Source organism: Mycetocola sp., from assembly GCF_025464835.1.
In the GTDB taxonomy this organism is placed as follows: Bacteria; Actinomycetota; Actinomycetes; order Actinomycetales; family Microbacteriaceae; genus Mycetocola_A.
In genome coordinates, this window is record NZ_JAODMP010000021.1 from 60,653 (window position 1) to 85,830 (window position 25,178).

The following is a 25,178-nucleotide window of genomic DNA, read 5'->3' on the forward strand; positions in this document are numbered from 1 at the left end:
AAAAAGGTTGCCCTTGGTCGCGAACGTCAGCCGTTTGTGGCCAAGCAGTGGCTCGTCCAGCCGTTCGTGACCGAGCAGAGACGTGCAAGGCGGCTCAGCGCGAAGAAGCCGGCTCACCCAGCCGTGTGATGCGCCTTCTGGCGGCGTCCTCCGAAGTCGAGGATGCGCCGAGCACCCGCCTGACCGCCCCGAGTACGAGCCCGGTGGCGCCGACGACCGGAAGCCGGGAGCGTCGCAACCCGAGCAGCTCCCGGTACTCCGCCGGGATGGATGCCACCGCGCCGGCGAACATGACACGGTACGCGGGCATCATCGACCGACGCAGAGGAGGGTTGCGGATGAAACGTACCGCCTCGGCGACGCGTTCGTCGTAGCGCAGGATGCCGGCGCTCCGGTATGCGGACAGGACGTCGGCGAGTTCCGCCGCCGACCGTGGCGGATCGATGACGCCGACGAGTTCGCCCGCTTGCGCCCATTCCCCGACGTAGGCGTCGGCCCCGCCCGGGATCGGATCACCCCACAGCGAATGGCAGGCGAGGAAGGAGTCGGTGAAGACGATGTGGACCCAGGCGAGGAGGTCAGGGTCGCTAGCGGAGTATGAACGGACGACGCCGGCGGCATCCGTGTATGTGCCGTTGACGCGCTCGTGGAACGCACCGACCCGAGCGGATTCCCGCCTGGCTGTCGCCGTGTCGGCGAATGTGACGGTGATGAGCCACTGAATCGTTCCGGAGAGGCGGCCGAGCGGGTCTTCACGGTACCTGGACCAGTCGTGGACGCCGGCCATGGCGCCGGGATGCAGCGTCTGCAGCAGCAGCGCCCGGATCCCTGCGACCATCGTCGGGAGCCCGCCGTGCACCGCCCAGGAGGCGGACTCCGGGCCGAAGAAACCCGCGTCTGACCCCTGCTCGATCCGGTCCACCCAGTGCGGCCGGCCGTCGCTGGAACCGGACAGGGTGCTGAGGAGGTGGGAACGCCACGTGTCGGTGAACCTGCTCATCTCCCGAGGGTAACCCGCGAAAACAGGTGTGGCGGCCCCTTGCGGGACCGCCACAGCAGAGTTGCAGCTAGCCGCGTGCTGCGACGACGACAGCGCGTGCCGCTGCGAGCCCCTGCTCGAGGTCGGCCTTGAGGTCGGCGACGTTCTCCAGCCCGACCGAGAGGCGCACGAGACCTGGCGTGACACCCGTGGTCAGCTGCTGCTCCGGGGTCAACTGCGAGTGCGTCGTCGACGCCGGGTGGATGACGAGTGAGCGCACATCGCCGATGTTGGCGAGGTGCGAGAACAGGCTCAGCGTGTTGACGAGTTCACGACCGGCGTCGACCCCACCCTTGAGTTCGAACGACAGCACCGCACCGACACCCTTGGGGGCGTACTTGTTGGCGGCCGCGTACCAGGGGCTGGACGGAAGACCTGAGTAGTTGACGCTCGCGATGTCCGGGTGGCCGTCGAGCCACTCGGCGATCTCCTGCGCGTTCTGCACATGGCGTTCGATCCGGAGAGACAGCGTCTCGATGCCTTGGATGAGCTGCCACGCGCTCGCGGGGGCGATCGCCGAACCGAGGTCACGGAGCAGCTGCACGCGCGCCTTGATGATGTACGCGAGACCGTCACCGACCGCTGTCGTGTAGCTGGCGCCGTGGTAAGACGGGTCCGGCTCGCTGAGGCCAGGGAACTTCTCCACGTTCTTCGACCACTCGAACGTTCCCCCGTCGACGATCACACCGCCGATGACGGTGCCGTGGCCGCCGAGGAACTTCGTCGCAGAGTGCACGATGATGTCAGCGCCGTGCTCGAACGGGCGGATCAGGTACGGCGTCGCGATCGTGTTGTCGACGATGAGCGGGATGCCCGCTTCGTGGGCGATGCTCGACACCAGCGCGATGTCGAGGATGTTGATGCGCGGGTTGCCGATGGTCTCGGCGAAGAACGCCTTCGTGTTCGGGCGGATCGCACGGTGCCATTCCTCCGCGTCATCTTGATCCTCGACGAACGTCGTCTCGATGCCCAGCTTCGCGAGCGTGTACTTGAACAGGTTGTATGTGCCGCCGTAGATCGACGAAGAGGAGACGATGTGGTCGCCAGCCTGTGCGATGTTGAGGATCGAGAACGTCGATGCCGCCTGGCCCGATGCGAGCAGGAGGGCGCCTGTGCCCCCTTCGAGCGCAGCGACGCGCTCCTCGACGACAGCCTGGGTCGGGTTCTGGATGCGGGTGTAGATGTTGCCGAACTCAGCCAGCGCGAACAGGTTCTTTGCGTGGTCTGCGCTGTCGAACACGTAACTGGTGGTCTGGTAGATCGGGGTCGCCCGCGCCTTGGTGGTCGGGTCCGGGGCAGCGCCCGAGTGGATCTGCTTGGTTTCGAACTGCCAGGTGGCGTTGGAATCGGCCATGGAAGCCCCTCGTTTCCTGAAATTGGGCGGAAGATTGCGGATGCTCGTTCCTTCGAGCCTAGGCACCGAGCGAAACCGGGACAATCCTCACCGCAATAGTACGTAACGCGAGCGTCATAGGCTGAAGCCATGAGTGCACAGCGCGTGATCGTGACCGGGGCGAGTTCAGGGATCGGTGCCGCCACCGTGCGGCTGTTCCGGTCGCGAGGCTGGGACGTGGTCGGCGTCGCCCGCCGCGCGGACCGGCTGGAGGCGCTCTCCGCTGAAACCGGGGCACAGGTGGTTGTCGCCGACCTGACCGTGCAGGAGGATGTCGACGCACTGCGCGACGCCGTGGCGGCATCCGGGGGAGCGGACGCCCTCATCTGCAACGCCGGCGGCGCGTTCGGGATGGACACCGTCGAAGCCGGCGACCCCGACGACTGGGCCCGCATGTTCGACATCAACGTGCTGGGAACCAAGCGGGTGATCTCGGCTCTGCTCCCGATCCTGAGAAAGGCGGATGCCGCGTCGATCGTCGGCGTCACGTCGATCGCCGGCAGCGTCGCGTACGAGGGCGGAGGCGGTTACAACGCCGCAAAGTTCGCCCAGCGGGCCCTGTTGCAGGTTTTGCGGCTCGAGTTGGCAGGGGAACCGATCCGGGTCATCGAGGTCGCCCCAGGGATGGTGCGCACCGAGGAGTTCGCTCTCGTTCGGTTCGGGGGAGACCAGGCGAAAGCGGATGCCGTCTACGACGACGTCAGGAACCCGCTCACCGCCGAGGACATCGCTGAGACCATCGTCCACGCGGTCGAGCTGCCTGCGCACGTCAACCTTGACTCGATCACGGTGAAGCCGGTCGCGCAGGCGGCGCCGCACAAGATCATGCGCGGCGACCTGTCGATGAAGGCCTGAGCACGGACGGCGCCACGGCCGGCGGCAACATGAACGCGGTTCCCCGGGTCGGGGGCACGGTGCGGCGCGGAGCGGGGCCTCGGACGCCGACGGTGCCGCGGTATCAGCGAAACCCTCGGCTGCCGCAAAAGCCAGGTCATCGATCATCGGCCGGCGCAGAAGTCCGCGACGGCGGTGGTCGGGGCGAACGGTGACCGAGGAGATGAGATGAGACGAGATGAGGTGGGCGGGCAGCATCCGCCCACCGACGTTGAGCGACTGAGTGACTGAGCGGGATCTGGCGTAGGCGCCGGTGCCCTGGGCATTGGCCTGCAGCCAGCCACGGGTCTCCGGGCTGACGTCCGCCCCTGACGGAGCGAAGCGGCGGAATTCGTAGTCGTCATCGACAGCATTCAGCCGAAACCCTATGCTGCAGCATGACAGCGCAGACACCCGCCGGCCGGCCGGTAACCGCCCTTCCTTGGCGGTGGTCGCGCCTGAGCGCAATCCCCCTCCGGAGCGGCGCAGCCTCGCTGTAACGTGACGTCATGACCACACCGACCACCGAACTCCCGGCGTCTTTCCCTCCCGAACGGGAGGTGCTCGACTGGGAAGAGTTCGGCCGGGCCTCGCGCGAACTCGCCGTCAAAGTCGTCGAATCCGCGTTCCGCCCAGACATCGTGGTCGCCGTCGCCCGCGGCGGCCTTCTGCTCGCCGGATCGGTCGCATATGCGCTCGGAACCAGGAACTGCGGCAGCATCAACGTCGAGTTCTACACCGGCATCGACGAACAACTTCCCGAGCCTGTGCTGCACCCGCCCCTGCTCGACGCCCCAGCGCTGAGCGGCAAGAACGTGCTCCTCGTCGACGACGTCTCGGACTCCGGCCGCACGCTCGCGATGGTCCTCGAGCTCCTCCAGGCCCACGGCGCGACGGTCAAAACGCTCACGCTCTACAGCAAGTCCCGCACGGTGCTCGCCCCCGACTATGTCTGGCGGGACACCGAGAGGTGGATCACCTTCCCGTGGTCGGCGTTGGCACCGCTCACCGCCCCGTAGGCTCGAAGCATGAGTGTGCACCTGGTTGGCGGCGGTTGGTCCGAATCGAACGACGGGGCGGTATACGCCCCCTTCCTTGCCGAAGCTGCCGAGCGTGCGTCCGCTTCAGGCTTCGAGGGAGCGCCGCGGATCGCCGTGGTCGTCGTCCGCAACGGTGACGGCGCTGACCATGCCGAGAGGCTGATCCAGGCGACCGGTGCACCGGGCGATTTCGAAGCGGTGGTCACCGCGCTCTCGCACGGTGACGAGGCCACGACGGCGGCGCTCGCCGACGTGCACGGCATCATCGTCGGCGGCGGGCTCACACCCGCGTACCTCGAGGCCCTTCGGCCGATCTTCGGCGAGATCCGCAGGCAGGTCGCCGCCGGCGTGCCCTATCTCGGTTTCTCCGCAGGGTCATCGATCGCCTCCGAACACGCGCTGGTCGGCGGCTGGCGGATCGGCGGCGTCGAAGTGAGCCCGGAAGACGGATCGGAGGACCTCGATGAGGTCACCGTCGAAAACGGCATAGGACTCCTCGACATCTCGGTCGACGCCCACGCAGTGCAGTGGGGCAACCTGTCCCGGCTCATCGCTGCGACCGAAGCCGGCCTCGTCGCTGGGGGCATTGCCATCGACGAGAACACGGCGTTCATCGTAGGAGAAGGCGCCCTCCGTGCAGTCGGGGCCGGCAACGTGTGGCAGGTTCTTCCCGCCGAGGCAGGTGTGCGCGTCTCGTCGCTGGCCGCCGGATGACGGGCAGGTTCAACGTCGCCGAGCTGGCGGCATCCGGCCGGATGGACGAGGGGTGGGCGCACGCGCTCGCTCCTCTTCAGGCGCAGCTGGATGCCATCGGGCAGGTCCTTGACGCCGACGCCGCAGCAGGGATCTCCGTGCTCCCCGCTGAGCGGAACATCCTGCGGGCGTTCACCGCACCCCTCGACGCTGTGCGCGTACTGGTCGTCGGTCAGGATCCCTACCCGACACCCGGGCACTCGATCGGGATGGCGTTCGCCGTCGAACCGCACGTGCGCCCGTTGCCGCGCAGCCTCGCCAATATCTTCCGTGAACTCGCTGACGACCTGCGAGTTCCGCCGCCCGCATCCGGGGATCTCACCCCGTGGACGAGAAACGGTGTGCTCCTTCTCAACCGCGTGCTCACCGTCCGCGCGGGAGAATCCGGGTCACACCGGGGAATCGGCTGGGAAGCTGTGACCGACCACGCCATCCGGACACTCGTCGACCGCGAGCAACCGCTCGTCGCCATCCTCTGGGGCCGCGACGCCCAGGCCCTCACCCCGGTGCTGGGGAGCACCCCGATCGTGGCCAGCGCCCACCCGAGCCCCCTGTCAGCGTCGCGCGGATTCTTCGGGTCCCGGCCGTTCTCGAAAGCCAACGCTCTTCTCGTGAAACAGGGTGCCGAGCCGGTGGATTGGAATCTCGACTCCGCCGGCCTGTGGTGAAACACGCCCGCAACGCAGTTCGTCTACGCTGTATCCGTGCTTGAAGAGGAATACCAGCCGCGCAGGAAGCTGCCCCCGCACCTGCGGAAGAAACCGGAGCCGGAGGCGCCGTTCTCGTACACGATCCGGGACGCGGAACTCGCGGACCTTCCGCACATCCGCGAGATCTACAACCACTACGTCGCCAACAGCGTCGTCACCTTCGACGAGGAGAAAATGTCCCTCGCGAAGTGGAAGGCGAAGTTCGCTCACCTGCAGAAACTCGGGCTGCCGTTCATCGTCGCCGAGTCACCGAACAAGGTGATCCTCGGGTACGCACTGGTCTCTCCGTGGAAGGAGAAACGGGCCTACCGGTTCACCGTTGAGAACTCCATCTACCTGGGGCCCGCGTCAACGGGCAAGGGCCTCGGCCGTGCCCTGCTCGGCGAGCTGATCGACAGGTCAAGGGCCGCCGGTCTCAAAGAGATCCTCGCTGTGATCAGCGACAGAGGTGCGGAGTCGTCGATTGCGCTGCATGAGTCGTTCGGGTTCACCGAGATCGGCCGGATGGGTCGCGTCGGTTTCAAGTTCGAACGCTGGCTCGGCACGGTTCTGCTACAGAAGTCCCTCAAATAACGGATGCCGGCCGGCTGCGATAGCGTGTCGGCATGCCGAAATCCGCACCATACGACCGCCCGGTAAAGAACACCGTCCTTCGCTCATACGCTGGGGAGATCCACGCGAATCCGGCCGACGTGTACGCCGCCATCAAGCGAAGGCTGACGCCGCCCGGCCCGGACGTGTCCGGCTTCACCGCTGATGACGACCAGCGTCTGCTGATCATCCAGGGCGGCTGGTGGTACCGCGGCGAGTACCGGGTGCTGCCGTCTCCAGGTGGTTCCCGGATCGAACATGAACTCCTCAACGTGGCGCAGGCCGTGCACTGGGCCGGGCCGGTCGCCGGGCGCACGTCGATTCAGCAGTCGGCGCACGTCTTCGGCCGTCTGCTCACGGAACTGGCGGCCGAACTCGAGGAGTGAGCGGTTCGGAATAGGCTCGAGACGTGACCGAACTGCACGAACTCAGCGCCCTCGACCAGTGGCTCGCTCTTCAGCGAGGCGAAGTGTCTCCGTCCGAGCTGACGGCGCACTACCTCGAGCGGGTGGAGAAGCTCGACCCTCAACTCGGTGCGTTCGTCACCGTGACCGCTGATGCCGCCACCCGGCGCGCGCAGGATCTCGAACGCATCGTGCCACGGACCAGTGCGCTGTGGGGGCTGCCGATCGCAGACAAGGACCTCACCATGCGTCGGGGGGTCGCCACCGGCTTCGGGTCACGGGCGTTCGCTGGAACGATCTCCCCGCGGTCGGATGAAATCGTCGAGGTGCTCGACGGTGCGGGCGCGATCAGCCTGGGAAAGACGAACACTCCCGAGTTCGGGATGCACGGCTACACTGAGTCGCTCATCGCTCCGCCCGCACGGAACCCCTGGGATCTCGCATTCGGTGCCGGCGGATCAAGCGGCGGAGCGGCGTCTGCGGTGTCAGCACGGCTGCTGCCCTTTGCCCCGGGAAGCGACGGCGGCGGCTCCATCCGAATCCCGGCGGCGGCGTGCGGGCTCGTCGGCATCAAGCCGTCCCGCGGGCTCGTCCCGGCGGGTTCCGGCATCGAATCGATCGGCGGCCTCGCGGTGAAGGGCCCTATCGCCCGTTCGGTGACCGACGCTGCGCTGCTGCTGGATGCGATGATCGGCCGAAGGAACGGCCGTATCGATCACCACTTCGCCCTCCGCGCACCCGACGAGAACGACGGGGACCTGCTGGGCGCCGCCGTTCGGGGCGAGGGCCGGTTTTCGATCGGAGTGCTCGGCAACTCCCCGTTCGAGGACGGCATGGAGATCCGCGTCGACCCTGAAGCATCCGCCGCCGTCAGCGTCGCACTTGCGCACCTCGGTGCGATGGGACACGGGATCGAAGAGCTGCACCTCCAGCACGACGGCGTCTATCCGGATGCCTTCCGACGGCTCTGGCGAGTCTCGGCCGCGTCGATCCCCGTCGACGACGACCGGCTGTCGCTGCTCGAACCAGTGACCAGGCACCTGGTCGAATCAGGGAGGAAGCTTGGTGCCCGTGAGGTGGCAGAGACGCTGGCCGTCCTGACGGCGTTCGAACGCAGCGTCATCGAGCAGTTCTCGCGGTTCGATGTGGTCCTGACACCGACGCTCGCGCAGACGCCACGGCCGGTCGGCTGGTTCGACACCGAGGACGCTGAACGCAACTTCATCCAGCAATGCCAGTACTCGCCGTTCACCTCTTTCGTGAACGTCGCAGGACTTCCCGCGATCACGCTGCCCGTCGCTGAGACCGCCGACGGTCTGCCGATGGGCGTGCAACTGATCGGCAGACCGGGTGGCGAGTCGACGCTGCTCTCGATCGGCAGCCAGCTGGAGCGTCGCATCCGCTGGCAGCTGCGCACGCCGCCGGTCGCCGCACGCTGACCCACGCTGAGAGCGTCAGGAGGTCGATGGGCCACAATGGTCCTATGACCACCGCCGCCCGCGTGCACCTCTCGAAAACCCGCCCGACCGCATACGAGAAGCTTGCGGCCCTGTCCAAGGAGATCGGCCGCCTCGCTCGTGACGCGGGTATCGAACCGCTCCTGTGTGAGCTGGTGCAGATGCGGGCATCGCAGATCAACGGTTGTGCGTACTGCCTCCGAGTGCACACGAAGAAAGCCCTGTCGCTCGGAGAGACCACAGAACGGATGACGGTGCTTCCCTCCTGGCGGGAAGCCGGGCTGTACTCCGAACGGGAGCGCGCAGCCCTCGCACTCACCGAGGCGATCACCCTTGTTTCGCACGGTCACGTTTCCGACGAGGTCTACGCCGCCTCTCTCGAAGTCTTCGATGAGGAGGAGTTCGCCACGCTGTCCTGGATGATTGTCTCGATCAACGCGTTCAACCGGATCGCCGTGACCAGCAGGTACCTCGTCGACCCGGAGGAGTCCTGACCGGCGCGACGCTGGGAGCCCGCTGGACAGGTTCCCTTCCCTCTGGCCAAGTCAGGTAAGGCTTGCCTATACTGGAGGGGAAATGACGATCCGACAGACCCGCACCGACCACACCGGTCACCGTGCCAATGAGGCGAACCACAAGCATCGCGTTCAGTTTCTCATCGCCGGGGACGAAACGGTGCTTCCCGAACTCGAAGCGATGCTGACGACGCTTCCGCTCTGTGCAACCGGTCGGGTCTTCGTCGAAGTCGCCTCCACAGACGACATCGGTGCGTTACAGGTTCCTCCGCGGATGACGGTGACCTGGTTGCCGCGCTCCCATCGATCAGGTGCTCCCGGATCCGGCCGGAGCTGCGCACCCGGCGAGGCCGCATCCCGGGCCGTTCGGGCCTGGGCCGGTGAGATGCTGTGCGAGCACCCGGAAGAGGTTCACGTCTGGCTCGGGGGCCACTACCGCGGCGTTGCCGAGGCTTACGACTACCTCACCGCGGAGCTCGGAGTCGTTGCGGACGTCATCGAGACTCCTCCGGCTTACCGCCTCGGCGTCTCCCGCTGATATCCCTTCGGTTTCAGCGCTGACGCTCGGTCTCGTGCTCCGGTTCGAGTGTCGAACGGTGACCTGACACGATGAGATCAACCCGCTCACGCGTTCCGTCGGACGTGGAGAACGCCTCCTCTCCGAACATCCACCGCTCCCATCGGTGTCGGTGGCTCTCGCCGTCACGCTCGATCCCGCGCTCGAGGCACAGTTCTGCTGGAGCGTCTACCCGGATCGAGTAGGCGAGCGACCCGGATGCAGCTCTCCGGCAGCAGGTGATGCCCTCGACGACGACGATCGGGGCCCACTGCTCGGTCCGCCAGCCGGCGAGACCACCCAGGAGACGACGTCATCGATCTGGATGAGTGGGGCATCGAGGGCGACTGCCACGAGCGCGCCGAGGGTGCTCTAACCTGAACCTGGCGGTCCGTCGATGCCAACGATCCGGATGCCGCGGATTGCTTTCAGACACGTTCACCTCGTGCACGACCCGAGCGACGGTGGCGGTACCCGGAATACCCCAGAGCGCGTTCGGAGCGTTTCGCGATCACCCCGGCACCGGCCGCGAGGATCGCGTCGAACTCCGATCGGACCCGGGCGGCATCGGTCAGCAACGCCTGCAACACATCGTTCCCGGCCCGGTCGATCAGCACAGACAACGGAACCTCGCCGGCAACCGCGGTCAACGAAGAACCGGTACCGCGGGACCCCGCGAGACCGGTCGAGACAGCGACCGCGGCGGGCGACGATGGCACGTTCTGGGCGACCCTGGCCTCGAACAGATCCAGCCGGTGGCACACGCTGAGTGCTACCTTCCTGACCTGCTCTGACCTCTTCGCCATGCCCCCAAGTTTACCAAGCGGCCACCAAAATTAGAACGGGTGTTCGAAAATGTGGATAAGTCCTCGAGTCGGAAACGTTGACTGCCGCGATAATGGGGCCATGTCCTCCGGCCTTCCTGCCCTCGCCCTCAACGACGGTCACACCATCCCGCAACTGGGCCTCGGCCTCTACAAGGTGCCGGACGACTCCGTCGCGGATGTCGTCACCACCGCCATCGACGCCGGGTACCGTCACCTGGACACGGCGACGCTGTATGCCAACGAACGTGGTGTGGGGGAAGGGATCCGCCGCTCAGGCATCGAGCGGGACACCCTCTTCGTCACCACGAAGGTGTGGAACTCGGACCAGGGTTTCGACAGCACGCTGCGAGCGTTCGAGCACAGCATGGACCTTCTCGGCCTGGACCTGCTCGATCTCTATCTCATCCACTGGCCTGCACCGAAGCAGAACCGCTACGTCGAGACCTGGCGTGCCCTCGAACGGCTCCAGACCGAGGGGCGGGTGGTGTCGATCGGGGTCAGCAATTTCCACCCCCACCACCTGGACCGGCTGTTCGCCGAAACGGGCATCGTGCCCGCCGTCAACCAGATCGAGCTGCACCCGTGGCTGCCGCAGCGGGAGGCCCGTGCGTTCCATGACGCGAACGGCATCGTGACTGAGGCATGGTCTCCGCTCGCCCGCGGCGGCATCCTGAACAACCCCGCTCTGGACCGAATCGCCGGCAAGCACGGTGTCAGCCCGGCGCAAGTTGTGATCCGGTGGCACCTTCACCTGGGCAACGTTGTCATTCCCAAGTCGGCAACCCCCGCGCGAATCGACGAGAACATCGACGTCTTCGGCTTCGAGCTCGACGAGTCCGACCTGGCCGGCATCGCCTCCCTGGCGTCGGGCGAGCGCACAGGGCGTGACCCGGACGACCTCGACTGATTCGGGTCAGTCCAGAGCAGCCCGCACCTGGGGCAGAACCTCGGTGGCGAGCAATTCGATGGAACGCATCACGAGGGCGTGCGGGACTCCCGACCAGTCCATCTGAAGACAGTGACGGTCGTAGCCGAGGTGTTCGTGCAGGGCGACGATCTTGTCTGCGACCTCGTTCGGGCTGCCGGCGAAGATCGCTCCACGCTTCGCCGTCTGCGTGTCGTAGCCCAGCCGGCTGGGGGCGGTGAAACCGCGTTCAGCGGCGATCTTCGTCATCGAACTCTTCCAGTACGGAAACAGCGTGTCTTTCGCCTCCTGGCTCGTCGGCGCGAGGAAGCCGGGCCCGGAGACGGCTACCTTCAGGTCGGTCGCGTCGTGCCCGGCCTTCTGGGCAGACTGCCGATACAGCGCCGCCAATGGCGCGAACTGCTCGGGGTAGCCCCCGATGACCGCATAGTTGATCGGCAGGCCGAGGTAGCCGGCGCGCATCGATGACTCGGGGTTGCCGCCAGTCGCGATCCAGATGTCGAGCTTCTCGGAATGCGGGCGCGGCAGAATGAGCGCGTCGTTCAGCGCAGGGCGGAACCGCCCGCGCCAGGTCACTCGCTCGCTTGCGTTGAGCTCGAGCAGCAAACCCAGCTTCTCCTCGTACAGGTCGTCGTAGTCGGCGAGGTTCGCGCCGAACAGCGGGAATGACTCGATGAACGAACCGCGACCGGCCGCGAGTTCGACCCGGCCGCCGCTCAGCAGGTCGATCGTCGCGAATTGCTGGAAGACGCGCACCGGGTCCTCGGTCGAGAGGACCGTCACCGCACTGGACAATCGGATGCTTTTCGTCACCGTCGACGCCGCAGCCAGAACGGTCGCAGGCGAGCTGATCGAATACTCCGCCCGGTGGTGTTCTCCGATGCCGAACCAGTCGAGTCCGGCCTGATCGGCGAGGCGGATCCGTTCGATCGTCTCGGTGAGCTGCTGTGCAGGGGAGATCAGCATCCCCGTCGAGGGATCGGTTGGGATATCACCGAAGGTATAAACACCGAGTTGGAAGGTCATGAGCGTGCCTCCAGGTGTGCGTGTCTGGCCGGACGGAGATAGCCGCCTTTCTCGAGGCCGGCCTCGATCTCGAACCGGTTCCTGAGCGGATTGGTGCCAGCCGAGAGGTAGAGCAGGGGGAAGAGCATGCCGTAACGCTGCCACTGGCGTTTGTGCACGGCTTCGTGCTCGAGCACGTCGTCAGAGACGTTCGTCCTGGTGAGATAGCAGCCGCCGACACACGAACCGCCTCGCCCGAACGTCCAGCTCGGCATCCCGGTGAATACCCACAGACCGTTGCGCCGTTGTACCGGCCCGGTGGACCAGATCGAACCCCAGATCAGTCCGACGAGGTTGGCGTAGAGGTAGCCGAGCCGGCTGAGGGGAGAGTCGAAGAGCATCCGCTTCATCGTTCGTTCCTGGTGTGGCGTGCGGTGTCCGTCATGCTCCGAGGCTACCGGCCGGTGATGCCCCCGGCATTCTCAGCGTGCGAGCGCGCCGAGGATTCTCAGGATGGTGCCGAGGTCGTCGACGGCATGCGTTGCGCTGGCCGGCGCGAAACCGGTGATGCCGGCGCCGGCGAGTTCGAACTCTCCACGGACGGCCCCGATCAGTTCGACGAGGGTCGCCGCCGGGAGCCCGAACGGTTCGGCCCAGTCCGTCCCTGCGATGTCAGCCGGGTCGAGGACATCCAGGTCGACGTGCACATAGACCCGTTTCGCCCCGGATGCCGTCACCGCGTCGACCAGGGCGGCCGCTGTGGCATCCTCAACGGACAGGGTGCGGATCGCGGAGTCGTCGAGACGGGCCTGCTCGCCAGGGTCGACGTCCCTGGCCCCGATGATCACGAGCCGCTCAGGCGCCAGCGGGGTCTTCGGCGACAGTTCAGGGATACCCTCACCGATCAGCGCGCGCAGGACCATGCCGTCGAACGACCCGGAGGGGGAGTCGTCCGGGGTATTCAGGTCGGGGTGGGCGTCGAACCAGAGCACGCACGTGTCCTCGCCCGACGAGAGAACGTGGTCGACAGCAGCGAGCTCCACGGAGCATCCGCCCCCGACGGTGATCACCGGGGCAGCCGCAGCGCGGAGGGCGGCGTTCTGGCGTTCCCGGATGATCCGTAGCGACGACAGCCGATTCACTCCGGTCTCGAGCGACTCACCCGCCTCCGCCGGCACATCCACGAGCAGCGTGGCCGATGAGGGGAGGTCCCCGCGGATCGCCTCGGCGCCGTCGATGAGGCGCATCGCGCGAGAGGAACCGGAACCCTGCCACGCGGGCACAACCACGAAAGTCGCCATTGTCTTAGTATCCGGTTTTCCCACACGAGGCGCGAGGTAGGCTCGCCATTCGAGCCAGTATTGCCGCCTGTTGCAGTGCGCATGGCACGGCGAGGGCGAGCACGGCAGAATGGTTCCCGGGCCACAATCCGAGCGGAAGGAGCCGGCATGAGCGAAAGCACCGATGGTCGCCACCTCCTGATGGTCGAGGTGACCGCCCAGCGCGAGAACGCGCCCGCCTACGACGCCTATGTGCGCACCATGATCGACCGGGCAGCTGCAGAGGCCCGCGCATCCGGCTGGGATGTCTCCCAGGTGTCAGCAGCCGACCTCGGCGTCGACGGGCTCCTGCAGGCGGCGGAGCACGCCGCCGCCGTCGTCATCATGGGCGGTGAAGACATCGACCCGCAGTTCTACGACGGCCAACGCGGGTATGAGGGTGAGGGGTACCACTTCGAGGTGGCGGATGCCGCCCAGATCCAACTGGTCCGGCTCGCGGTCGCCCGTTCCCTGCCGGTCCTCGGCATCTGCCGGGGGCACCAGGTCATCAACGTCGCCCTCGGCGGAAGCCTCCTTCAGCATGTCGAGGACGCCGGGCACCGGAACATCGACCTGCCCGTCGAATATGCCCTCGTCGAACACCCGGTCCGGCTCGAGCCCGGCAGCAACCTGGGCGAGCGGTTCGGTCGTGACCACATCGTCGTGCAGAGCGCCCACCATCAGGTCGTCGACCGGCTCGGCGCCGGACTCCGCGCGGTTGGCTGGGCTCACGACGGGCATGTCGAAGCGATCGAGCACGAGAGTCTGCCGATCGTCGGTGTGCAGTGGCACCCTGAGGCGCTCCTCGCGCCGGCCGGGCAGTTGCGTGTGCTGCTTGACGGCCTCGCCGCCCAGGCCGGTGCCGTCCTCGAAAGCGCCTGACCGGCATCCGTTCGCCCGCTGAACGAGGACATCGCACGCTTATCAGGGCCGAATCCGGAGAAGCGGCCTGACAACCGTGCGATGTCCTGCTAAAGATGCGTCGCCCTCTGCACGAGGGGCATCGGTTACTGGTTCGGCGTGTACGGCGCGCTCTGGGTCGCCTCAACCGCGGGCTGGGTCTGTCCACCTGAGATCGGGGACGGGCCGCCGGACTTCATCGCTGCGAGTCGCGCCTCGACCTCGGTGAGCTCACCGATGTCCTCGAGCGACTCGAACTGGGCGTCGAGGCTCGACGCAGCAAGCTCCTGCTGGCCACGCACCCTGGCTTCCTCGCGGCGGATCTTGTCTTCGAACCGGCTGACCTCGCTGGTCGGATCCATGATGTCGATGCTCTTGACGGCATCCGCGACCTTCCGCTGGGCTTCGGCGGTCTTGGAACGGGCAACGAGCTCGCTGCGCTTCGACTTGAGCTGCTCCAGCTTCTGCTTCATGCCGTTGAGGCCGTTCTTCAACTGGTCGACGACCTGCGTCTGCGCGACGATCTGCGGTTCGGCCATCTTCGCCTCGTTCTCAGAGGTGATCTGGCGCTGCAGCGCGACCTTGGCGAGGTTGTCGAACTTGTCGGCGTCGGACGCGTTGCCCGAGGCGCGGTACTCGTCGGCCTTGCGGCTCGCTGCAAGGGCCTTGTTGCCCCAGTCGCTCGCAGCACGCACGTCTTCTGAGTGGTCCTCTTCGAGGAGGCGGAGGTTGCCGATCGTCTCGGCGATGGCGCTTTCGGCCTCGGCGATGCTGTTGGTGTAGTCGCGAACCATCTGGTCCAGCATCAGCTGGGGGTCCTCGGCCTGGTCGATGAGTGCGTTGATGTTCGCTTTCGCGAGCTGGGCGATGCGCCCGAAGATCGATTGCTTGGTCATGGGATTCTTCCTCTCGATCGGTATCTGTGTTCTGTTTCGGTCGTCAGAAACGGCCGCCACCCCGTCGGGAGCGTGTGCCGCCCCCGCCGAAACTTCCTGCGCTGCGGCCCCCGCGGGAGCCTCCGCCGAATCCGCCGCCGAGCCCGCCGCCGAAACCGCCGAACCCGCCGCCCGAACGGCCTCCGCCGCTGAGTACGGAGTTGATGATGATGCCGCCGAGGATGGCGCCCATCATGCCGCTGCCCGACTGCTGGCCGCCGCCCATGAGCCCTCCGCCGCCGAACCCGCCGGGCTGCATCCCGAAACCGGAGACGTCCGACTGGGCGGAGTCGATCGCGGCGCGGGCGAGCTGGTTGGAGGTCTGTGCGTAGGTGAGCGCTGACACCGGGTCGGATGCCGCCAACTGCTGCGCCTCAACCAGGTTGCGTCCCGCTTCGGCCAGCCGGGTGCGTGCGTCAGGGCCGACAGCGCCCCTGCGGGCTGTGATGTAGTCCTCGGCCGCTGACACCTGTGCTCCTGCGGCGGAGAGAGCGTGGCCGAGCTGGGACTGTGCCCGCTGGAACTGGGCCTGCGCATCCCGCACCCGCTGGAGGATCCCATCGATCGACGTGTTCGCGGCCTGAAGCCGACGAAGCAGTTCGAGTGGGTTATGGATCCTCGCGCGCTGCTGCTCGACCTCGGCAACGGCGTTCTCCGTCTCCCGGATCACGTTGACGAGTGAGCCATCCGCGTCCGGCTGCGACCTGGCGAGCTGGAGGTCACTGCGCAGATCCGCCACAGCATCGGAGATCGAACGCTGGGCGGCGTCCAGGTCCGCGCCGAGCTTGTCGATGGCGTCGAGCAGCAAAGCGGCCTGGTCGATGGCCTCTTCTGATGCCCGGATGTCGACCGCGGCCGCGCCGAGCTGGTCGGCGGCGACGTCCTCGGCGGCGGCGTTGAGGTTCTCGCTCGCGAACGCGAGCCGTTCCCCGGACTGTGCCACGTTGTCCCTGACCGTGCTCAGGGCGGCAGCGTCATAGCGCACCGAGAGCGACTGCAACGTGGCGGATGCTGTGGAGAGGCGGTCAGTCACCTGCCGATGCTCCGCGCGCAGCTTCTCGACGGCCGCTGGAGCGTTCTGCTCCAGTTGTCTCAGTTCGTCGAACGCCTCCGCCTCCCGGTCGAGCGCGGCGTTCGCGTCGATGCACAGCCGGATGATCTCGGCGTTCCAGGCGCGCACCTGCTGCTCGGTGTCAGGCTCGGCGTCCGCCAGCTTCTGCCGGATGGTGAACGCTCGCGAAAGGCTACCCTTCGCCGCGGCGATTGCGGAACGGAACGCGGTGACCGTCTCCTCGCCGTACTGGGCGACGGCGAAGCCGAGTTCTTCCTCGCTGGTCTTCACTGCATCGTCCGTCTCCACGAGGGCGCTCCCGGCCTGGCGCTCGAGGTCTGCCGTCTCAACGGCCGCAAGGTCGGCCGGCTCTCCTGCACGGGGATCGAGAGCCTTCTTCTTATTGCGCTTGCGGAGGGTCGAGGCGATGACGATGATCCCGATGACCACGATCAGGCCGATCACCAGCCACACCACCGAATTCGACACACCGGCGCCCCCGCCAGGTGAGGCGGCGACGTCGTCGCCGGCGATCGCGTTGCCGAGACCGGAGGCCGCAGCCACCGCGGCGCCTGCCCAGTCCTCATCGCTCAGGCGCGGCTGGACCAGCTGCTGTTCGATGGCGCCGAGCTGTTCGTTGTTCACCGGCCCGCCGGTCGCGCCCGAGAGGTAGTAGGTGCGCTGCTCGGTGGCCACCGCAAGCAGGTACTGCGACGGGCCGAGGCCGTTCGCCTCCGCCGTCGTGTTCGTCCACTCGGCTGCATCGCTCGGATTCGTGAACTCGTCGACGTAGACAACCCAGAGGTCGGCCCCGGAATCGGAATTGAGGGCATCGATCGCGGATTCGATCTCGGCGGCATCTGAACCGCCCAGCACGCCGGCCTCGTCGAGCACGCGCCCAGAGCCAAGCTGAACCGGATCGGTGGCGATCGCGGCGGCAGGGGTCCCCAGCACAAGAGCGGCCGTGACGGCCGCAAGGGCCCAGAGTGAGCGTGCCCGCATTTGCCGCCTTCTGTCGTCGGTCGAGAACACCTGCGAGTCTAGGGTTGCCTGGCTGAGCGCGTCCAGCGAGTCGGTGTGAGCCTCCCGGGGTCGCCGCGTGGCATCCTCCTGTGCTATGAATTCCGGTCTAACCTTGCCCGGGTGAGCAACGACCGTTACGGATCCGACGTGCTGGCGACCAACTGGCGCGCAAGCAAAACGCCCCCTCCGCTCGAAGAGGAGGCAACAACCGACCTCGTCGTCGAAGAGGCCTCGACCGGCTGGTGCGGTGCGGTCACCGGGATCGAAGGCAAGACCGTCCAACTCGAGGACCGCCACGGCAAACGCCGGGTGTTCCCGCTGGGCGGTGGATTCCTGATCGACGGCAAACCGGTGATCCTCGTCGCGCCGAAAAAGAAGAAGCCGGCCGGCCCAACCCGCACGGCCTCCGGATCCTTCGCCGTCGCCGATTCCCGCGCCAGGGTCGCGTTGCCCTCCCGCATCTACGTCGAGGGCCGGCACGACGCCGAGCTCGTCGAAAAGGTCTGGGGCGACGACCTCCGCGTCGAGGGTGTCGTCGTCGAGTACCTCGGCGGGATCGACGACCTCGCGGCGATCATCACCGACTTCGCACCGACCCCTCAACGAAAAGTCGGTGTGCTCGTCGACCACCTCGTTCCCGGCTCGAAGGAGTCGAGGATCGCGGATGCCGTGATGCGCGGCAGCCACGGAGGGAACGTGCTCGTTGTCGGGCATCCGTACATCGACGTCTGGCAGTCGGTGAAACCGGCCAGGGTCGGCCTGAAAGCATGGCCGGACATCCCCAGGTCGATCGAGTGGAAGAAGGGCATCTGCGCGGCCCTCGGGCTGCCGAACGAGAGCCAGGCCGACATCGCCAGGGCCTGGCAGGCCATCCTCGGGCGGGTCCGCAACTACTCAGATCTCGAGCCCGCATTCCTCGGCCGGGTCGAGGAGCTCATCGACTTCGTCACCGCTCCGTAGAGCGCAGCTTCCGTCTGCGCCCATCAGGGATCGTCCCGGTCGCCAGAGCGATCGGGACGGCGTCCGCGGCGTTTCGCGGACGTCGTTCGGCGCGTGGAGAAAAGTGTGCCCTCGGCAGGATTCGAACCTGCGACCTGCGGTACCGGAAACCGACGCTCTATCCCCTGAGCTACGAAGGCGTGCACCACAAAACTATCAGAATTCTGCGCCGGCAAATCTCCGTCGCTGGGAGCACCACGAGCGGCGGATGCCGCTGTGACCCCGTGTGTTGATGGACGGATGCATCGCACCGTCTCCGCTCACCTGGAAATCCGGCCGGGCGGGCCGAGCGATGTCGTTCTTCCCCTCGCCGTCGCCGCGGGGACGCCCATCCTCTCCGAGACCCTGGCGATCCGTTCCGGTGGCAGCAGATCGCCCCGCTGGAGCTGATCGACCGCCACGGAACACGACGGCATCGTTTCGCCGGGCAGCCCGGTCCCGTTCACGTGCACGACCACTCTGTGGTCGCCGGGCAGCGTCCCATCGAGCCGCTACGCGGAATCAGGCGAACTGCAGCGTGTGGCGGCGAGCGGTTCGGGGGCTCGGCGGCCAGATGCTCCTGGACGGGTCGCCTGGTGCGTTCAGGACGGCCTCAGCTCCGTCCCCGGCTCGAGCGACAGCGCCGCCACCACACGCGCATCCGGGCAGGGTGGCTGCCGGGATTACGCCCACCTGGTGATCGCGCTGCTCCGCGTGCGACACCCAGCCTGCAGGGTGTCTGCCTTTGCGCCGGCCTGAAGCCGACGAACTTCCACGTGCTCGACCATCGAACACCGGTGCTGCCGCCCCGACGCTGTCCGCGCTAGGACAGGTGTGCGATCGCAGCCTCGGCCAGCTGCTCGGCATCGCCAGGCTCGGAGAAGTCGATGGCGCGAATGGTGATCCAGTACGGCCCGGTGAAGACCTGGGCTTCTCCCTCGTTTTCCACCATCGTGAAATAACCCTCGACAGGGGGAGCGGCATAGGTGGGCACCTGCTTGCTCTCGGTGACCGCACGGTTCTTCAGATCCGTCAACGCGGCGTCACCGAGCCTGGCGACGGCCACATCGATGGTGGTGTTGCTCGAGTTGTTGGCCCACTGGCAGAACTGGCCACCCATTGCGGCGATCTCGCTCGCTTTGCTGCCCGCCTTCGGCGTGGCTTCCGCCACCATGCTGATGTTGGGGTTGAACGCGTACATGTCCGCCGGGGTGATCAGGGCTTCACAGGCGATCTCGACCGGTTCGCTCGCGACCGCTGTCTCAGCCGGCGACGGGGTCGGCGCGCCGCTCGCTGCGGGGCCTGACTCAGTCGGACCAGTGGTCGGCGACGAGGACGCCGCCGGCGCCGGAGTGCAACCGGCGAGGAGGAGTGAGCCGAGAAGCGCGGCGGTGACGGCGAGCGGGCGGAGCGCGTGTGTGCGGGCGAACGTGGAAGCCATATCCATCTCTCTGTGGGGGATGGTTCGACCATAACAACTGTCACAGGTGCGATCGCGCATACGCCGCGCGAGGCGGATTCACGGGTCCGGATAGAATCGGTTGTGTGACCCCAGACGACCTTGCCGCCGCCCTGTTCGAACTCGTCGTGCCGCTCGCTGAGAACCGCCGCGCTGGAGCCGGAGCAGAGATCAGCCGCGACGACGTCGTTCTCGAGCGTCCGCGCAATCGCGACCATGGCGACTGGGCCTCCAACGTCGCCATGCGGATCGCCAAGCGGATCGGTGCCAACCCTCGTGAGGTGGCAGCCGAACTGGCCGAAGGGATCGCTTCGGTTCCCGGCGTCGCCACTGCTGAGGTCGCGGGGCCAGGGTTCCTCAACGTCCGCCTCGACGCTGCGGCGACAGGCGCCCTCGCCAAGGTCATCGTCGAAGCCGGGAACGCGTACGGCCACAACGTCTCGCTCGCCGGCCAGTCGATCAACGTCGAGTTCGTCTCAGCCAACCCGACGGGGCCGCTCCACATCGGGCACACCCGCTGGGCTGCGCTCGGCGACTCCATCGCCCGCGTGCTGAAGGCATCGGGTGCGACCATCGCCAGCGAGTATTACATCAACGACGCCGGCAGCCAGATGGACACGTTCGGTGCCTCCATTCTCGCGGCGATCAAGGGGGAGGAGACGCCGGAGGGCGGCTACCCCGGCGCATACATCGCCGAACTCGGCCGCCAGGTGCTCGAGATGGAGCCGAAGCTCCTCGACCTGCCCGACGAGGAGGCGCTCCCCGCCGCCCGAGAGCTCGCATACAAACTGCAGCTCGTCGAGATCGAGAAGTCCCTGGCGAGCTTCAACGTGCACTTCGACGTCTGGTTCTCCGAGCGGGAACTTCATGCCACGAACCCCGAGACGGGCCACAGCGCCATCGACGACGCCGTCGAGCGCCTTCGCGAGCAGGGTCACGTCTTCGACGAGGACGGTGCCGTCTGGGTGCGCACCACCGACTTCGGCGACGACAAGGACCGGGTGATCCGCCGCGGAAACGACATCTACACCTACTTCGCAGCGGATGCCGCCTATTACCTGTCGAAGTCCGACCGCGGGTTCGCGCATAAGATCTACCTGCTCGGCGCCGACCACCACGGTTATGTGCACCGCCTCAAGGCGCTCGCGGGAGCAGCCGGTGACAACCCCGACATCGACATCGAGATCCTCATCGGACAGCTGGTCAGCGTCAACGGTGCCAAGCTCTCGAAGCGTGCAGGCAACATCATCGAACTCGACGACCTCCAGGCCTGGCTCGGCACCGACGCCCTGCGTTACTCGCTTGGGCGCTACCCGGCGGATTCCCCACTGACCCTCGACCCCGAGCAGCTGCGCAAACGCAGCAATGACAACCCGGTTTTCTACGTGCAGTACGCCCACGCGCGCACGCACTCGGTCGCCCGCAACGCCGAGGTGGCTGGGGTCGACCGCAGCGCTTTCGTGCCAGAGCTCCTCGAGCATGAAACCGAACGGGCGCTGCTCGGCGCGCTGCAGGAGTTCCCGCGGATCGTTGCCCAGGCCGCGGAACTGCGCGAGCCCCACCGTGTCGCCCGGTTCATCGAAGAGGTCGCCGGTCTGTATCACCGCTGGTATGACAACTGCCGCGTGATTCCGCTCGGTGACGAGCCGATCGGGGATGTGCACCGCAGCCGGCTCTGGCTCAACGACGCGACAGGCCAGGTGGTCCGCAACGGCCTCGACCTTCTCGGCGTTTCGGCTCCGGAGCGGATGTAACGTGTCCGACGCGGACGGCTGGACGCGATTACAGCGGGCGGCAGAATCCGACGGCGGACCGGCCAGGAAGCCGGCACGCCGGCGCGTGCTCACCGGTGTGATCATCCTCGTCGTTGCGGTTCTCGTCGTGGTGAGCGGCGCGTTCCTCGCCGAATATCTCACCCGCGGCATCGCCGAGGACACGGTGGCCGCCGCCGTGGAGTCCAACCTGCCTGCGAACGTCGACGGAACGGTCGATGTGGACATCGCCGGGGACTGGGTGCTCCTTCAGCTGTTCAGCGGACGGATGCACGAGGTGACCCTCTCTTCCGACGACATCCGCTTCGACGGCATCCCCATCGAGAAGATGACGGTGACGGCATCCGGGGTCCCGATCGACCTCAAGGCCGCTGTCGAGGACATCGACGCGACGGTGACGCTCGACGAATCAGCACTCAACGAACTGCTGACCCTGCCGGAGAACGATGCGGTGATCACGCTCGGGAATGGCACCGTTGGGTATGACGGCTCGACGACGGTGTTCGGGGTGCCCATCGGTTACGTCGTCACCGCTTCGCTCGCCCCGGACGGCACGGACGTGCTCGTCACCCCGCAGGGTGCCGAAGTGACGTCAGCCGTTGGCGACCTCGACCTGTCCGGGCTTGTGAACCGGGTCGTCGGCTCGGAGCCCGTGAGGATCTGCCTCGCGGAGAAGCTTCCTGTGGGCGTCTCGATCTCAGCGATCGAGGTCCGCAACGGCGAAGCGACGCTGAGCTTCGCCGCGTCCGACTTCACGCTCTCCGGTGGTTCGCTTCGGTCGACGGGGGAGTGCCCCGCCTGACGGATGCCGCCGGCTGGATACCCTGCCCCGCATACGTCGCGTGCCACAATTTCACGAGGGGCCACGAGCTCTCAGTAGAATTGAATTGTCTCCACCGCTCATCCGCGCGGTACATTCCCCTCCGCACGATTGGTTCCTGCCGTGGCTTCTCACCCACTCGCCCCGTCATGGCTGCGCGCGCCCGATGACGCGAATGCGCTCGCAGCAGCAGTCTGGCCCGCCCATGTCTCCCGGGCGCCGACCGGCGAACTCACCGTCGCCGGCGTCTCAGCACCAGACATCGCCGCCCGTTTCGGCACCCCGGTATACGTCGTCGATGAGGCGGATGCCCGCGACCGCGCCGCAGGCGTTCTCGCTGCCTTCCAGCGGGAATTCACCGCGATCGGCAGCTCCGCCACCGTCTACTACGCAGGAAAAGCGTTCCTCTGCGCCGAGGTGGCCCGCTGGGTCACCGAAGCCGGCCTCAACATCGATGTCTGCTCCGGTGGCGAACTGGCCGTCGCCCTCGCTGCCGGTGTCGACGCCTCCCGCCTCGGCCTCCACGGCAACAACAAATCCATCGCTGAGATCGACCGTGCCGTCGAAGCCGGCATCGGCGCCATCGTCATCGACAGCCTGCAGGAGATTCCGCGCGTCGCGGCGGCCGCGGAGCGCCATGGTCGCAAGCAGCGGGTCCGTCTTCGGGTCAACAGCGGCGTGCACGCACACACCCACGTCTTCCTGGCGACGGCACACGAAGACCAGAAGTTCGGTCTTCCGCTCGAGCACGCTGCGGACGCGGTCGCGAGCATCCGGGGCTTCGACTCCCTCGAATTCCTCGGCCTGCACTGCCACATCGGTTCGCAGATCTTCGGATCGGACGGGTTCGCTGAGTCAGCCGCGCGGCTGCTCACCGTGCACAGGGACCTGCTCGCCGCAGGCCCCGTACCCGAACTCAACCTCGGCGGCGGCTTCGGCATCGCCTACACCGACGTCGACGACCCCACACCGATCGACGAGCTCGCCCGCGAGATCGCACGGATCGTCGCCACCGAATGCGAGCGCCTGGGCGTGCCCATTCCGCGCGTGGCGTTCGAACCCGGCCGTGTCGTGATCGGTCCGAGCACGTTCACGCTGTACGAGGTCGGAACGACCAAGGACGTCGAACTGCTGACGGATGCCGGTGGCTCGGCCACGAGGCGCTACGTCAGCGTCGATGGCGGAATGAGCGACAACGCCAGGCCGGCCCTGTACGGCGCCGACTACTCTGTCCGGCTGGCCGGGCGCGCCTCAGACGCGGAACCGGTGCTCGTCCGGCTGGCGGGTAAGCACTGCGAATCCGGAGACATCGTCGTCCAGGACGACTACCTGCCAGGCGACGTCGCCCCTGGCGACCTCGCGGCTGTCCCGGCGACCGGCGCATACTGCTGGTCTCTCGCGAGCAACTACAACTACCTGGGACGCCCGCCGGTCGTCGCTGTCCGAGATGGCGTCGCCCGCGTGATCGTCCGTGGCGAGACCGAAGCCGACCTGCTGGCGCGAGACGCCGGATTGGATGCACGATGACCGAATACCGCACTGTCCGAGTGGCGCTGCTCGGGGCCGGCTCCGTCGGCTCCCAGGTGGCAAGGCTGCTCCTCGCCAACGGGGACGAGCTCGCCGCCCGCGTCGGCGCGAGACTCCAGCTCGTTGGGATCGGCGTCCGTGACCTCGACGCGCCCCGCGACGTCGAGCTGCCCCGTGAACTGCTGACAACGGATGCCGAGTCCCTCGTCGTCGGCGCCGACATCGTCATCGAGCTCATCGGCGGGATCGAACCGGCCCGGACACTCATCCTGCAGGCCATCAACGCCGGGGCCGATGTCGTCACGGGAAACAAAGCGCTCCTCGCCGCGCACGGCCCGGAGCTCTTCGACGCCACCGAACAGGTCGGCGCCGAGATCTACTACGAAGCCGCCGTCGCCGCCGCGATCCCGATCATCCGGCCCCTCCGTGACAGCCTCGCCGGCGACAACGTCAAACGCATTCTCGCGATCGTCAACGGCTCGACCAACTTCATCCTCGACCGGATGGACCGGTTCGGCGACAGTATGGAAGCCGCCCAGAAGACGGCGTTCGAGCTCGGGTTCCTGGAAGCGGATCCGACGCTTGACGTCGACGGCTACGACGCCGCCCAGAAAGCCACCATCCTGGCCAGCCTCGCCTTCCACAGCACGGTTCCCGCGGACGGCGTCTACCGCGAAGGCATCGCCGACATCACGCCCGCCCAGATCGACGCCGCCCGAGCCGCCGGCTATGTCATCAAACTGCTGGCCATCGCTGAACGGATCACCGCCGACGACGGCACCGAGGGGATCTCGGCACGGGTGTACCCCGCGCTCGTCGCCCGTGAGCATCCGCTCGCCGCTGTGCACGGAGGAAACAACGCGGTCTTCGTCGAAGCCGAAGCAGCAGGGTCCCTGATGTTCTACGGAGCAGGAGCCGGGGGAGTGCAGACGGCGTCAGCAGTCCTCGGCGACCTCGTCTCGGCTGCGCGCCGCCACATTGCCGGAGGCCCCGGTCTTGGCGAGTCCACGCACGCCGACCTCCCTCTGCTGCCGATCGGCGCCGTGATCACCAAGTACCAGATCACCCTGCGGGTGAGTGATCTTCAGGGGGTCCTCGCCGAGGTGGCGATGATCTTCGCCAACGGCGGCGTCTCGGTCGAGACCGTCGAGCAGACGGTCGATTCGGTCGACGCGGGAACGGCATTCCTGGTGATCGGCACGCACGCTGCCCGTGAGCGCGCGCTCCAGGCCACCGTTGCCGCGCTGAAAGCCAGCGATGTAGTGGATTCAGTTGTCAGTGTTCTACGAGTTGAAGGAGTCTAGAT

26 protein-coding genes and 1 tRNA gene are annotated in these 25,178 nt (G+C 66.9%); 17 read left to right on the plus strand and 10 right to left on the minus strand.

Annotation, left to right across the window (positions count from 1 at the left end):
• Positions 1-94: 94 nt before the first annotated feature.
• Together JWP90_RS03005 and JWP90_RS03010 are read right to left on the minus strand one after the other, a co-directional pair.
• Positions 95-1,000: an oxygenase MpaB family protein gene (locus JWP90_RS03005; protein WP_297359415.1), complete on the minus strand. Its 906-nt coding sequence runs from the start codon at positions 998-1,000 to the stop codon at positions 95-97.
• 67 nt (positions 1,001-1,067) lie between these two features.
• On the minus strand, positions 1,068-2,393 hold the full coding sequence (locus tag JWP90_RS03010) for a bifunctional o-acetylhomoserine/o-acetylserine sulfhydrylase (protein ID WP_297359417.1): 1,326 nt from the start codon (positions 2,391-2,393) through the stop codon (positions 1,068-1,070).
• Positions 2,394-2,522: 129 nt separating this feature from the next.
• Here JWP90_RS03010 and JWP90_RS03015 point away from each other — a divergent pair, with 129 nt between their 5' ends.
• The 9 genes from JWP90_RS03015 (at position 2,523) to JWP90_RS03055 (ending at position 9,313) form a co-directional block, all read left to right on the plus strand.
• Positions 2,523-3,287: an SDR family NAD(P)-dependent oxidoreductase gene (locus JWP90_RS03015; RefSeq protein ID WP_297359419.1), complete on the plus strand. Its 765-nt coding sequence runs from the start codon at positions 2,523-2,525 to the stop codon at positions 3,285-3,287.
• A 527-nt stretch (positions 3,288-3,814) separates the two neighbouring features.
• Positions 3,815-4,324, plus strand: a complete 510-nt coding sequence (locus JWP90_RS03020) for a phosphoribosyltransferase (protein WP_297359421.1) — start codon at positions 3,815-3,817, stop codon at positions 4,322-4,324.
• Positions 4,325-4,333: 9 nt separating this feature from the next.
• The gene (locus JWP90_RS03025) at positions 4,334-5,059 is read left to right on the plus strand and encodes a Type 1 glutamine amidotransferase-like domain-containing protein (protein ID WP_297359423.1); all 726 of its coding nucleotides are present in this window, start codon (positions 4,334-4,336) and stop codon (positions 5,057-5,059) included.
• Positions 5,056-5,766, plus strand: coding sequence for a uracil-DNA glycosylase (locus JWP90_RS03030; RefSeq protein WP_297359424.1), 711 nt, complete (start codon positions 5,056-5,058; stop codon positions 5,764-5,766). The genes JWP90_RS03025 and JWP90_RS03030 overlap by 4 nt, the downstream gene beginning before the upstream one ends.
• A gap of 36 nt (positions 5,767-5,802) precedes the next feature.
• Positions 5,803-6,381, plus strand: a complete 579-nt coding sequence (locus JWP90_RS03035) for a GNAT family N-acetyltransferase (protein WP_297359426.1) — start codon at positions 5,803-5,805, stop codon at positions 6,379-6,381.
• Between the two features lie 32 nt (positions 6,382-6,413).
• The gene (locus tag JWP90_RS03040; protein WP_297359428.1) at positions 6,414-6,785 is read left to right on the plus strand and encodes a hypothetical protein; all 372 of its coding nucleotides are present in this window, start codon (positions 6,414-6,416) and stop codon (positions 6,783-6,785) included.
• Between the two features lie 23 nt (positions 6,786-6,808).
• On the plus strand, positions 6,809-8,242 hold the full coding sequence (locus tag JWP90_RS03045) for an amidase (RefSeq protein WP_297359430.1): 1,434 nt from the start codon (positions 6,809-6,811) through the stop codon (positions 8,240-8,242).
• A gap of 44 nt (positions 8,243-8,286) precedes the next feature.
• A complete protein-coding gene (locus JWP90_RS03050) occupies positions 8,287-8,754 on the plus strand; it encodes a carboxymuconolactone decarboxylase family protein (RefSeq protein WP_297359432.1) in 468 nt (155 codons plus the stop codon).
• An 82-nt stretch (positions 8,755-8,836) separates the two neighbouring features.
• Positions 8,837-9,313 carry an SIP domain-containing protein gene (locus tag JWP90_RS03055; protein ID WP_297359434.1) on the plus strand — a complete coding sequence of 159 codons (477 nt, stop codon included), beginning with the start codon at positions 8,837-8,839 and terminating at the stop codon, positions 9,311-9,313.
• A 446-nt stretch (positions 9,314-9,759) separates the two neighbouring features.
• On the opposite strand, the gene JWP90_RS03060 is transcribed toward JWP90_RS03055, so the two are convergent.
• Positions 9,760-10,137 (minus strand): hypothetical protein, encoded by a 378-nt coding sequence (locus JWP90_RS03060; RefSeq protein WP_297359436.1) that lies wholly within the window; start codon positions 10,135-10,137, stop codon positions 9,760-9,762.
• 100 nt (positions 10,138-10,237) lie between these two features.
• Between JWP90_RS03060 and JWP90_RS03065 the strand changes: the two genes are divergently transcribed.
• Positions 10,238-11,065 carry an aldo/keto reductase gene (locus tag JWP90_RS03065; RefSeq protein WP_297359438.1) on the plus strand — a complete coding sequence of 276 codons (828 nt, stop codon included), beginning with the start codon at positions 10,238-10,240 and terminating at the stop codon, positions 11,063-11,065.
• 6 nt (positions 11,066-11,071) lie between these two features.
• Here the strand turns inward: JWP90_RS03065 and JWP90_RS03070 are convergent, their stop codons facing one another.
• The 3 genes from JWP90_RS03070 to JWP90_RS03080 all read right to left on the minus strand — a co-directional run bounded on the left by JWP90_RS03070 (position 11,072) and on the right by JWP90_RS03080 (position 13,389).
• Positions 11,072-12,109: an LLM class flavin-dependent oxidoreductase gene (locus tag JWP90_RS03070; RefSeq protein WP_297359440.1), complete on the minus strand. Its 1,038-nt coding sequence runs from the start codon at positions 12,107-12,109 to the stop codon at positions 11,072-11,074.
• Entirely contained in the window at positions 12,106-12,498 is a 393-nt protein-coding gene (locus JWP90_RS03075) for a Fe-S oxidoreductase (RefSeq protein ID WP_297359442.1), read from the minus strand. The genes JWP90_RS03070 and JWP90_RS03075 overlap by 4 nt, the downstream gene beginning before the upstream one ends.
• A 72-nt stretch (positions 12,499-12,570) precedes the next feature.
• A complete protein-coding gene (locus JWP90_RS03080) occupies positions 12,571-13,389 on the minus strand; it encodes an arginase family protein (protein ID WP_297359444.1) in 819 nt (272 codons plus the stop codon).
• Between the two features lie 147 nt (positions 13,390-13,536).
• On the opposite strand from JWP90_RS03080, the gene JWP90_RS03085 reads away from it, so the two are divergent.
• Positions 13,537-14,289 (plus strand): gamma-glutamyl-gamma-aminobutyrate hydrolase family protein, encoded by a 753-nt coding sequence (locus JWP90_RS03085; protein ID WP_297359446.1) that lies wholly within the window; start codon positions 13,537-13,539, stop codon positions 14,287-14,289.
• Between the two features lie 125 nt (positions 14,290-14,414).
• Here JWP90_RS03085 and JWP90_RS03090 read toward each other — a convergent pair whose 3' ends face one another.
• Both JWP90_RS03090 and JWP90_RS03095 read right to left on the minus strand, forming a co-directional pair.
• Entirely contained in the window at positions 14,415-15,203 is a 789-nt protein-coding gene (locus JWP90_RS03090) for a PspA/IM30 family protein (RefSeq protein WP_297359448.1), read from the minus strand.
• Between the two features lie 43 nt (positions 15,204-15,246).
• Positions 15,247-17,295, minus strand: a complete 2,049-nt coding sequence (locus JWP90_RS03095) for a TPM domain-containing protein (protein WP_297359450.1) — start codon at positions 17,293-17,295, stop codon at positions 15,247-15,249.
• Between the two features lie 141 nt (positions 17,296-17,436).
• On the opposite strand from JWP90_RS03095, the gene JWP90_RS03100 reads away from it, so the two are divergent.
• Positions 17,437-18,276: a DUF3097 domain-containing protein gene (locus JWP90_RS03100; protein WP_297359452.1), complete on the plus strand. Its 840-nt coding sequence runs from the start codon at positions 17,437-17,439 to the stop codon at positions 18,274-18,276.
• Between the two features lie 106 nt (positions 18,277-18,382).
• On the opposite strand, the gene JWP90_RS03105 is transcribed toward JWP90_RS03100, so the two are convergent.
• A tRNA-Arg gene (locus JWP90_RS03105) sits at positions 18,383-18,455 on the minus strand.
• Positions 18,456-18,555: 100 nt separating this feature from the next.
• Here JWP90_RS03105 and JWP90_RS03110 point away from each other — a divergent pair.
• Positions 18,556-18,705, plus strand: coding sequence for a hypothetical protein (locus tag JWP90_RS03110; RefSeq protein ID WP_297359454.1), 150 nt, complete (start codon positions 18,556-18,558; stop codon positions 18,703-18,705).
• A gap of 412 nt (positions 18,706-19,117) precedes the next feature.
• On the opposite strand, the gene JWP90_RS03115 is transcribed toward JWP90_RS03110, so the two are convergent.
• Positions 19,118-19,735: a hypothetical protein gene (locus tag JWP90_RS03115; RefSeq protein ID WP_297359456.1), complete on the minus strand. Its 618-nt coding sequence runs from the start codon at positions 19,733-19,735 to the stop codon at positions 19,118-19,120.
• A 104-nt stretch (positions 19,736-19,839) separates the two neighbouring features.
• On the opposite strand from JWP90_RS03115, the gene JWP90_RS03120 reads away from it, so the two are divergent.
• The 4 genes from JWP90_RS03120 (at position 19,840) to JWP90_RS03135 (ending at position 25,176) form a co-directional block, all read left to right on the plus strand.
• Positions 19,840-21,507 (plus strand): arginine--tRNA ligase, encoded by a 1,668-nt coding sequence (locus tag JWP90_RS03120; RefSeq protein ID WP_297359458.1) that lies wholly within the window; start codon positions 19,840-19,842, stop codon positions 21,505-21,507.
• A 1-nt stretch (position 21,508) separates the two neighbouring features.
• Positions 21,509-22,327, plus strand: coding sequence for a DUF2993 domain-containing protein (locus JWP90_RS03125; protein WP_297359460.1), 819 nt, complete (start codon positions 21,509-21,511; stop codon positions 22,325-22,327).
• Between the two features lie 141 nt (positions 22,328-22,468).
• Entirely contained in the window at positions 22,469-23,872 is a 1,404-nt protein-coding gene (gene lysA / locus JWP90_RS03130) for a diaminopimelate decarboxylase (RefSeq protein WP_297359462.1), read from the plus strand.
• Positions 23,869-25,176, plus strand: a complete 1,308-nt coding sequence (locus tag JWP90_RS03135) for a homoserine dehydrogenase (protein WP_297359464.1) — start codon at positions 23,869-23,871, stop codon at positions 25,174-25,176. The genes lysA and JWP90_RS03135 overlap by 4 nt, the downstream gene beginning before the upstream one ends.
• The last annotated feature ends 2 nt before the right edge of the window (positions 25,177-25,178 follow it).

Excerpts from the sequence above, each read along its gene's own strand:
- JWP90_RS03095 (WP_297359450.1), bottom strand. The coding sequence starts at position 17,295 with ATGCGGGCACGCTCACTCTGGGCCCTTGCGGCCGTCACGGCCGCTCTT.
- JWP90_RS03115 (WP_297359456.1), bottom strand. The coding sequence starts at position 19,735 with ATGGCTTCCACGTTCGCCCGCACACACGCGCTCCGCCCGCTCGCCGTC.
- JWP90_RS03040 (WP_297359428.1), top strand. The coding sequence starts at position 6,414 with ATGCCGAAATCCGCACCATACGACCGCCCGGTAAAGAACACCGTCCTT.
- JWP90_RS03005 (WP_297359415.1), bottom strand. The coding sequence starts at position 1,000 with ATGAGCAGGTTCACCGACACGTGGCGTTCCCACCTCCTCAGCACCCTG.
- JWP90_RS03110 (WP_297359454.1), top strand. The coding sequence starts at position 18,556 with ATGCATCGCACCGTCTCCGCTCACCTGGAAATCCGGCCGGGCGGGCCG.
- JWP90_RS03090 (WP_297359448.1), bottom strand. The coding sequence starts at position 15,203 with ATGACCAAGCAATCGATCTTCGGGCGCATCGCCCAGCTCGCGAAAGCG.
- JWP90_RS03055 (WP_297359434.1), top strand. The coding sequence starts at position 8,837 with ATGACGATCCGACAGACCCGCACCGACCACACCGGTCACCGTGCCAAT.
- JWP90_RS03070 (WP_297359440.1), bottom strand. The coding sequence starts at position 12,109 with ATGACCTTCCAACTCGGTGTTTATACCTTCGGTGATATCCCAACCGAT.
- JWP90_RS03075 (WP_297359442.1), bottom strand. The coding sequence starts at position 12,498 with ATGAAGCGGATGCTCTTCGACTCTCCCCTCAGCCGGCTCGGCTACCTC.
- JWP90_RS03010 (WP_297359417.1), bottom strand. The coding sequence starts at position 2,393 with ATGGCCGATTCCAACGCCACCTGGCAGTTCGAAACCAAGCAGATCCAC.
- JWP90_RS03135 (WP_297359464.1), top strand. The coding sequence starts at position 23,869 with ATGACCGAATACCGCACTGTCCGAGTGGCGCTGCTCGGGGCCGGCTCC.
- JWP90_RS03080 (WP_297359444.1), bottom strand. The coding sequence starts at position 13,389 with ATGGCGACTTTCGTGGTTGTGCCCGCGTGGCAGGGTTCCGGTTCCTCT.
- JWP90_RS03030 (WP_297359424.1), top strand. The coding sequence starts at position 5,056 with ATGACGGGCAGGTTCAACGTCGCCGAGCTGGCGGCATCCGGCCGGATG.
- JWP90_RS03065 (WP_297359438.1), top strand. The coding sequence starts at position 10,238 with ATGTCCTCCGGCCTTCCTGCCCTCGCCCTCAACGACGGTCACACCATC.
- JWP90_RS03060 (WP_297359436.1), bottom strand. The coding sequence starts at position 10,137 with ATGGCGAAGAGGTCAGAGCAGGTCAGGAAGGTAGCACTCAGCGTGTGC.
- JWP90_RS03015 (WP_297359419.1), top strand. The coding sequence starts at position 2,523 with ATGAGTGCACAGCGCGTGATCGTGACCGGGGCGAGTTCAGGGATCGGT.
- JWP90_RS03020 (WP_297359421.1), top strand. The coding sequence starts at position 3,815 with ATGACCACACCGACCACCGAACTCCCGGCGTCTTTCCCTCCCGAACGG.
- JWP90_RS03085 (WP_297359446.1), top strand. The coding sequence starts at position 13,537 with ATGAGCGAAAGCACCGATGGTCGCCACCTCCTGATGGTCGAGGTGACC.
- JWP90_RS03025 (WP_297359423.1), top strand. The coding sequence starts at position 4,334 with ATGAGTGTGCACCTGGTTGGCGGCGGTTGGTCCGAATCGAACGACGGG.
- JWP90_RS03050 (WP_297359432.1), top strand. The coding sequence starts at position 8,287 with ATGACCACCGCCGCCCGCGTGCACCTCTCGAAAACCCGCCCGACCGCA.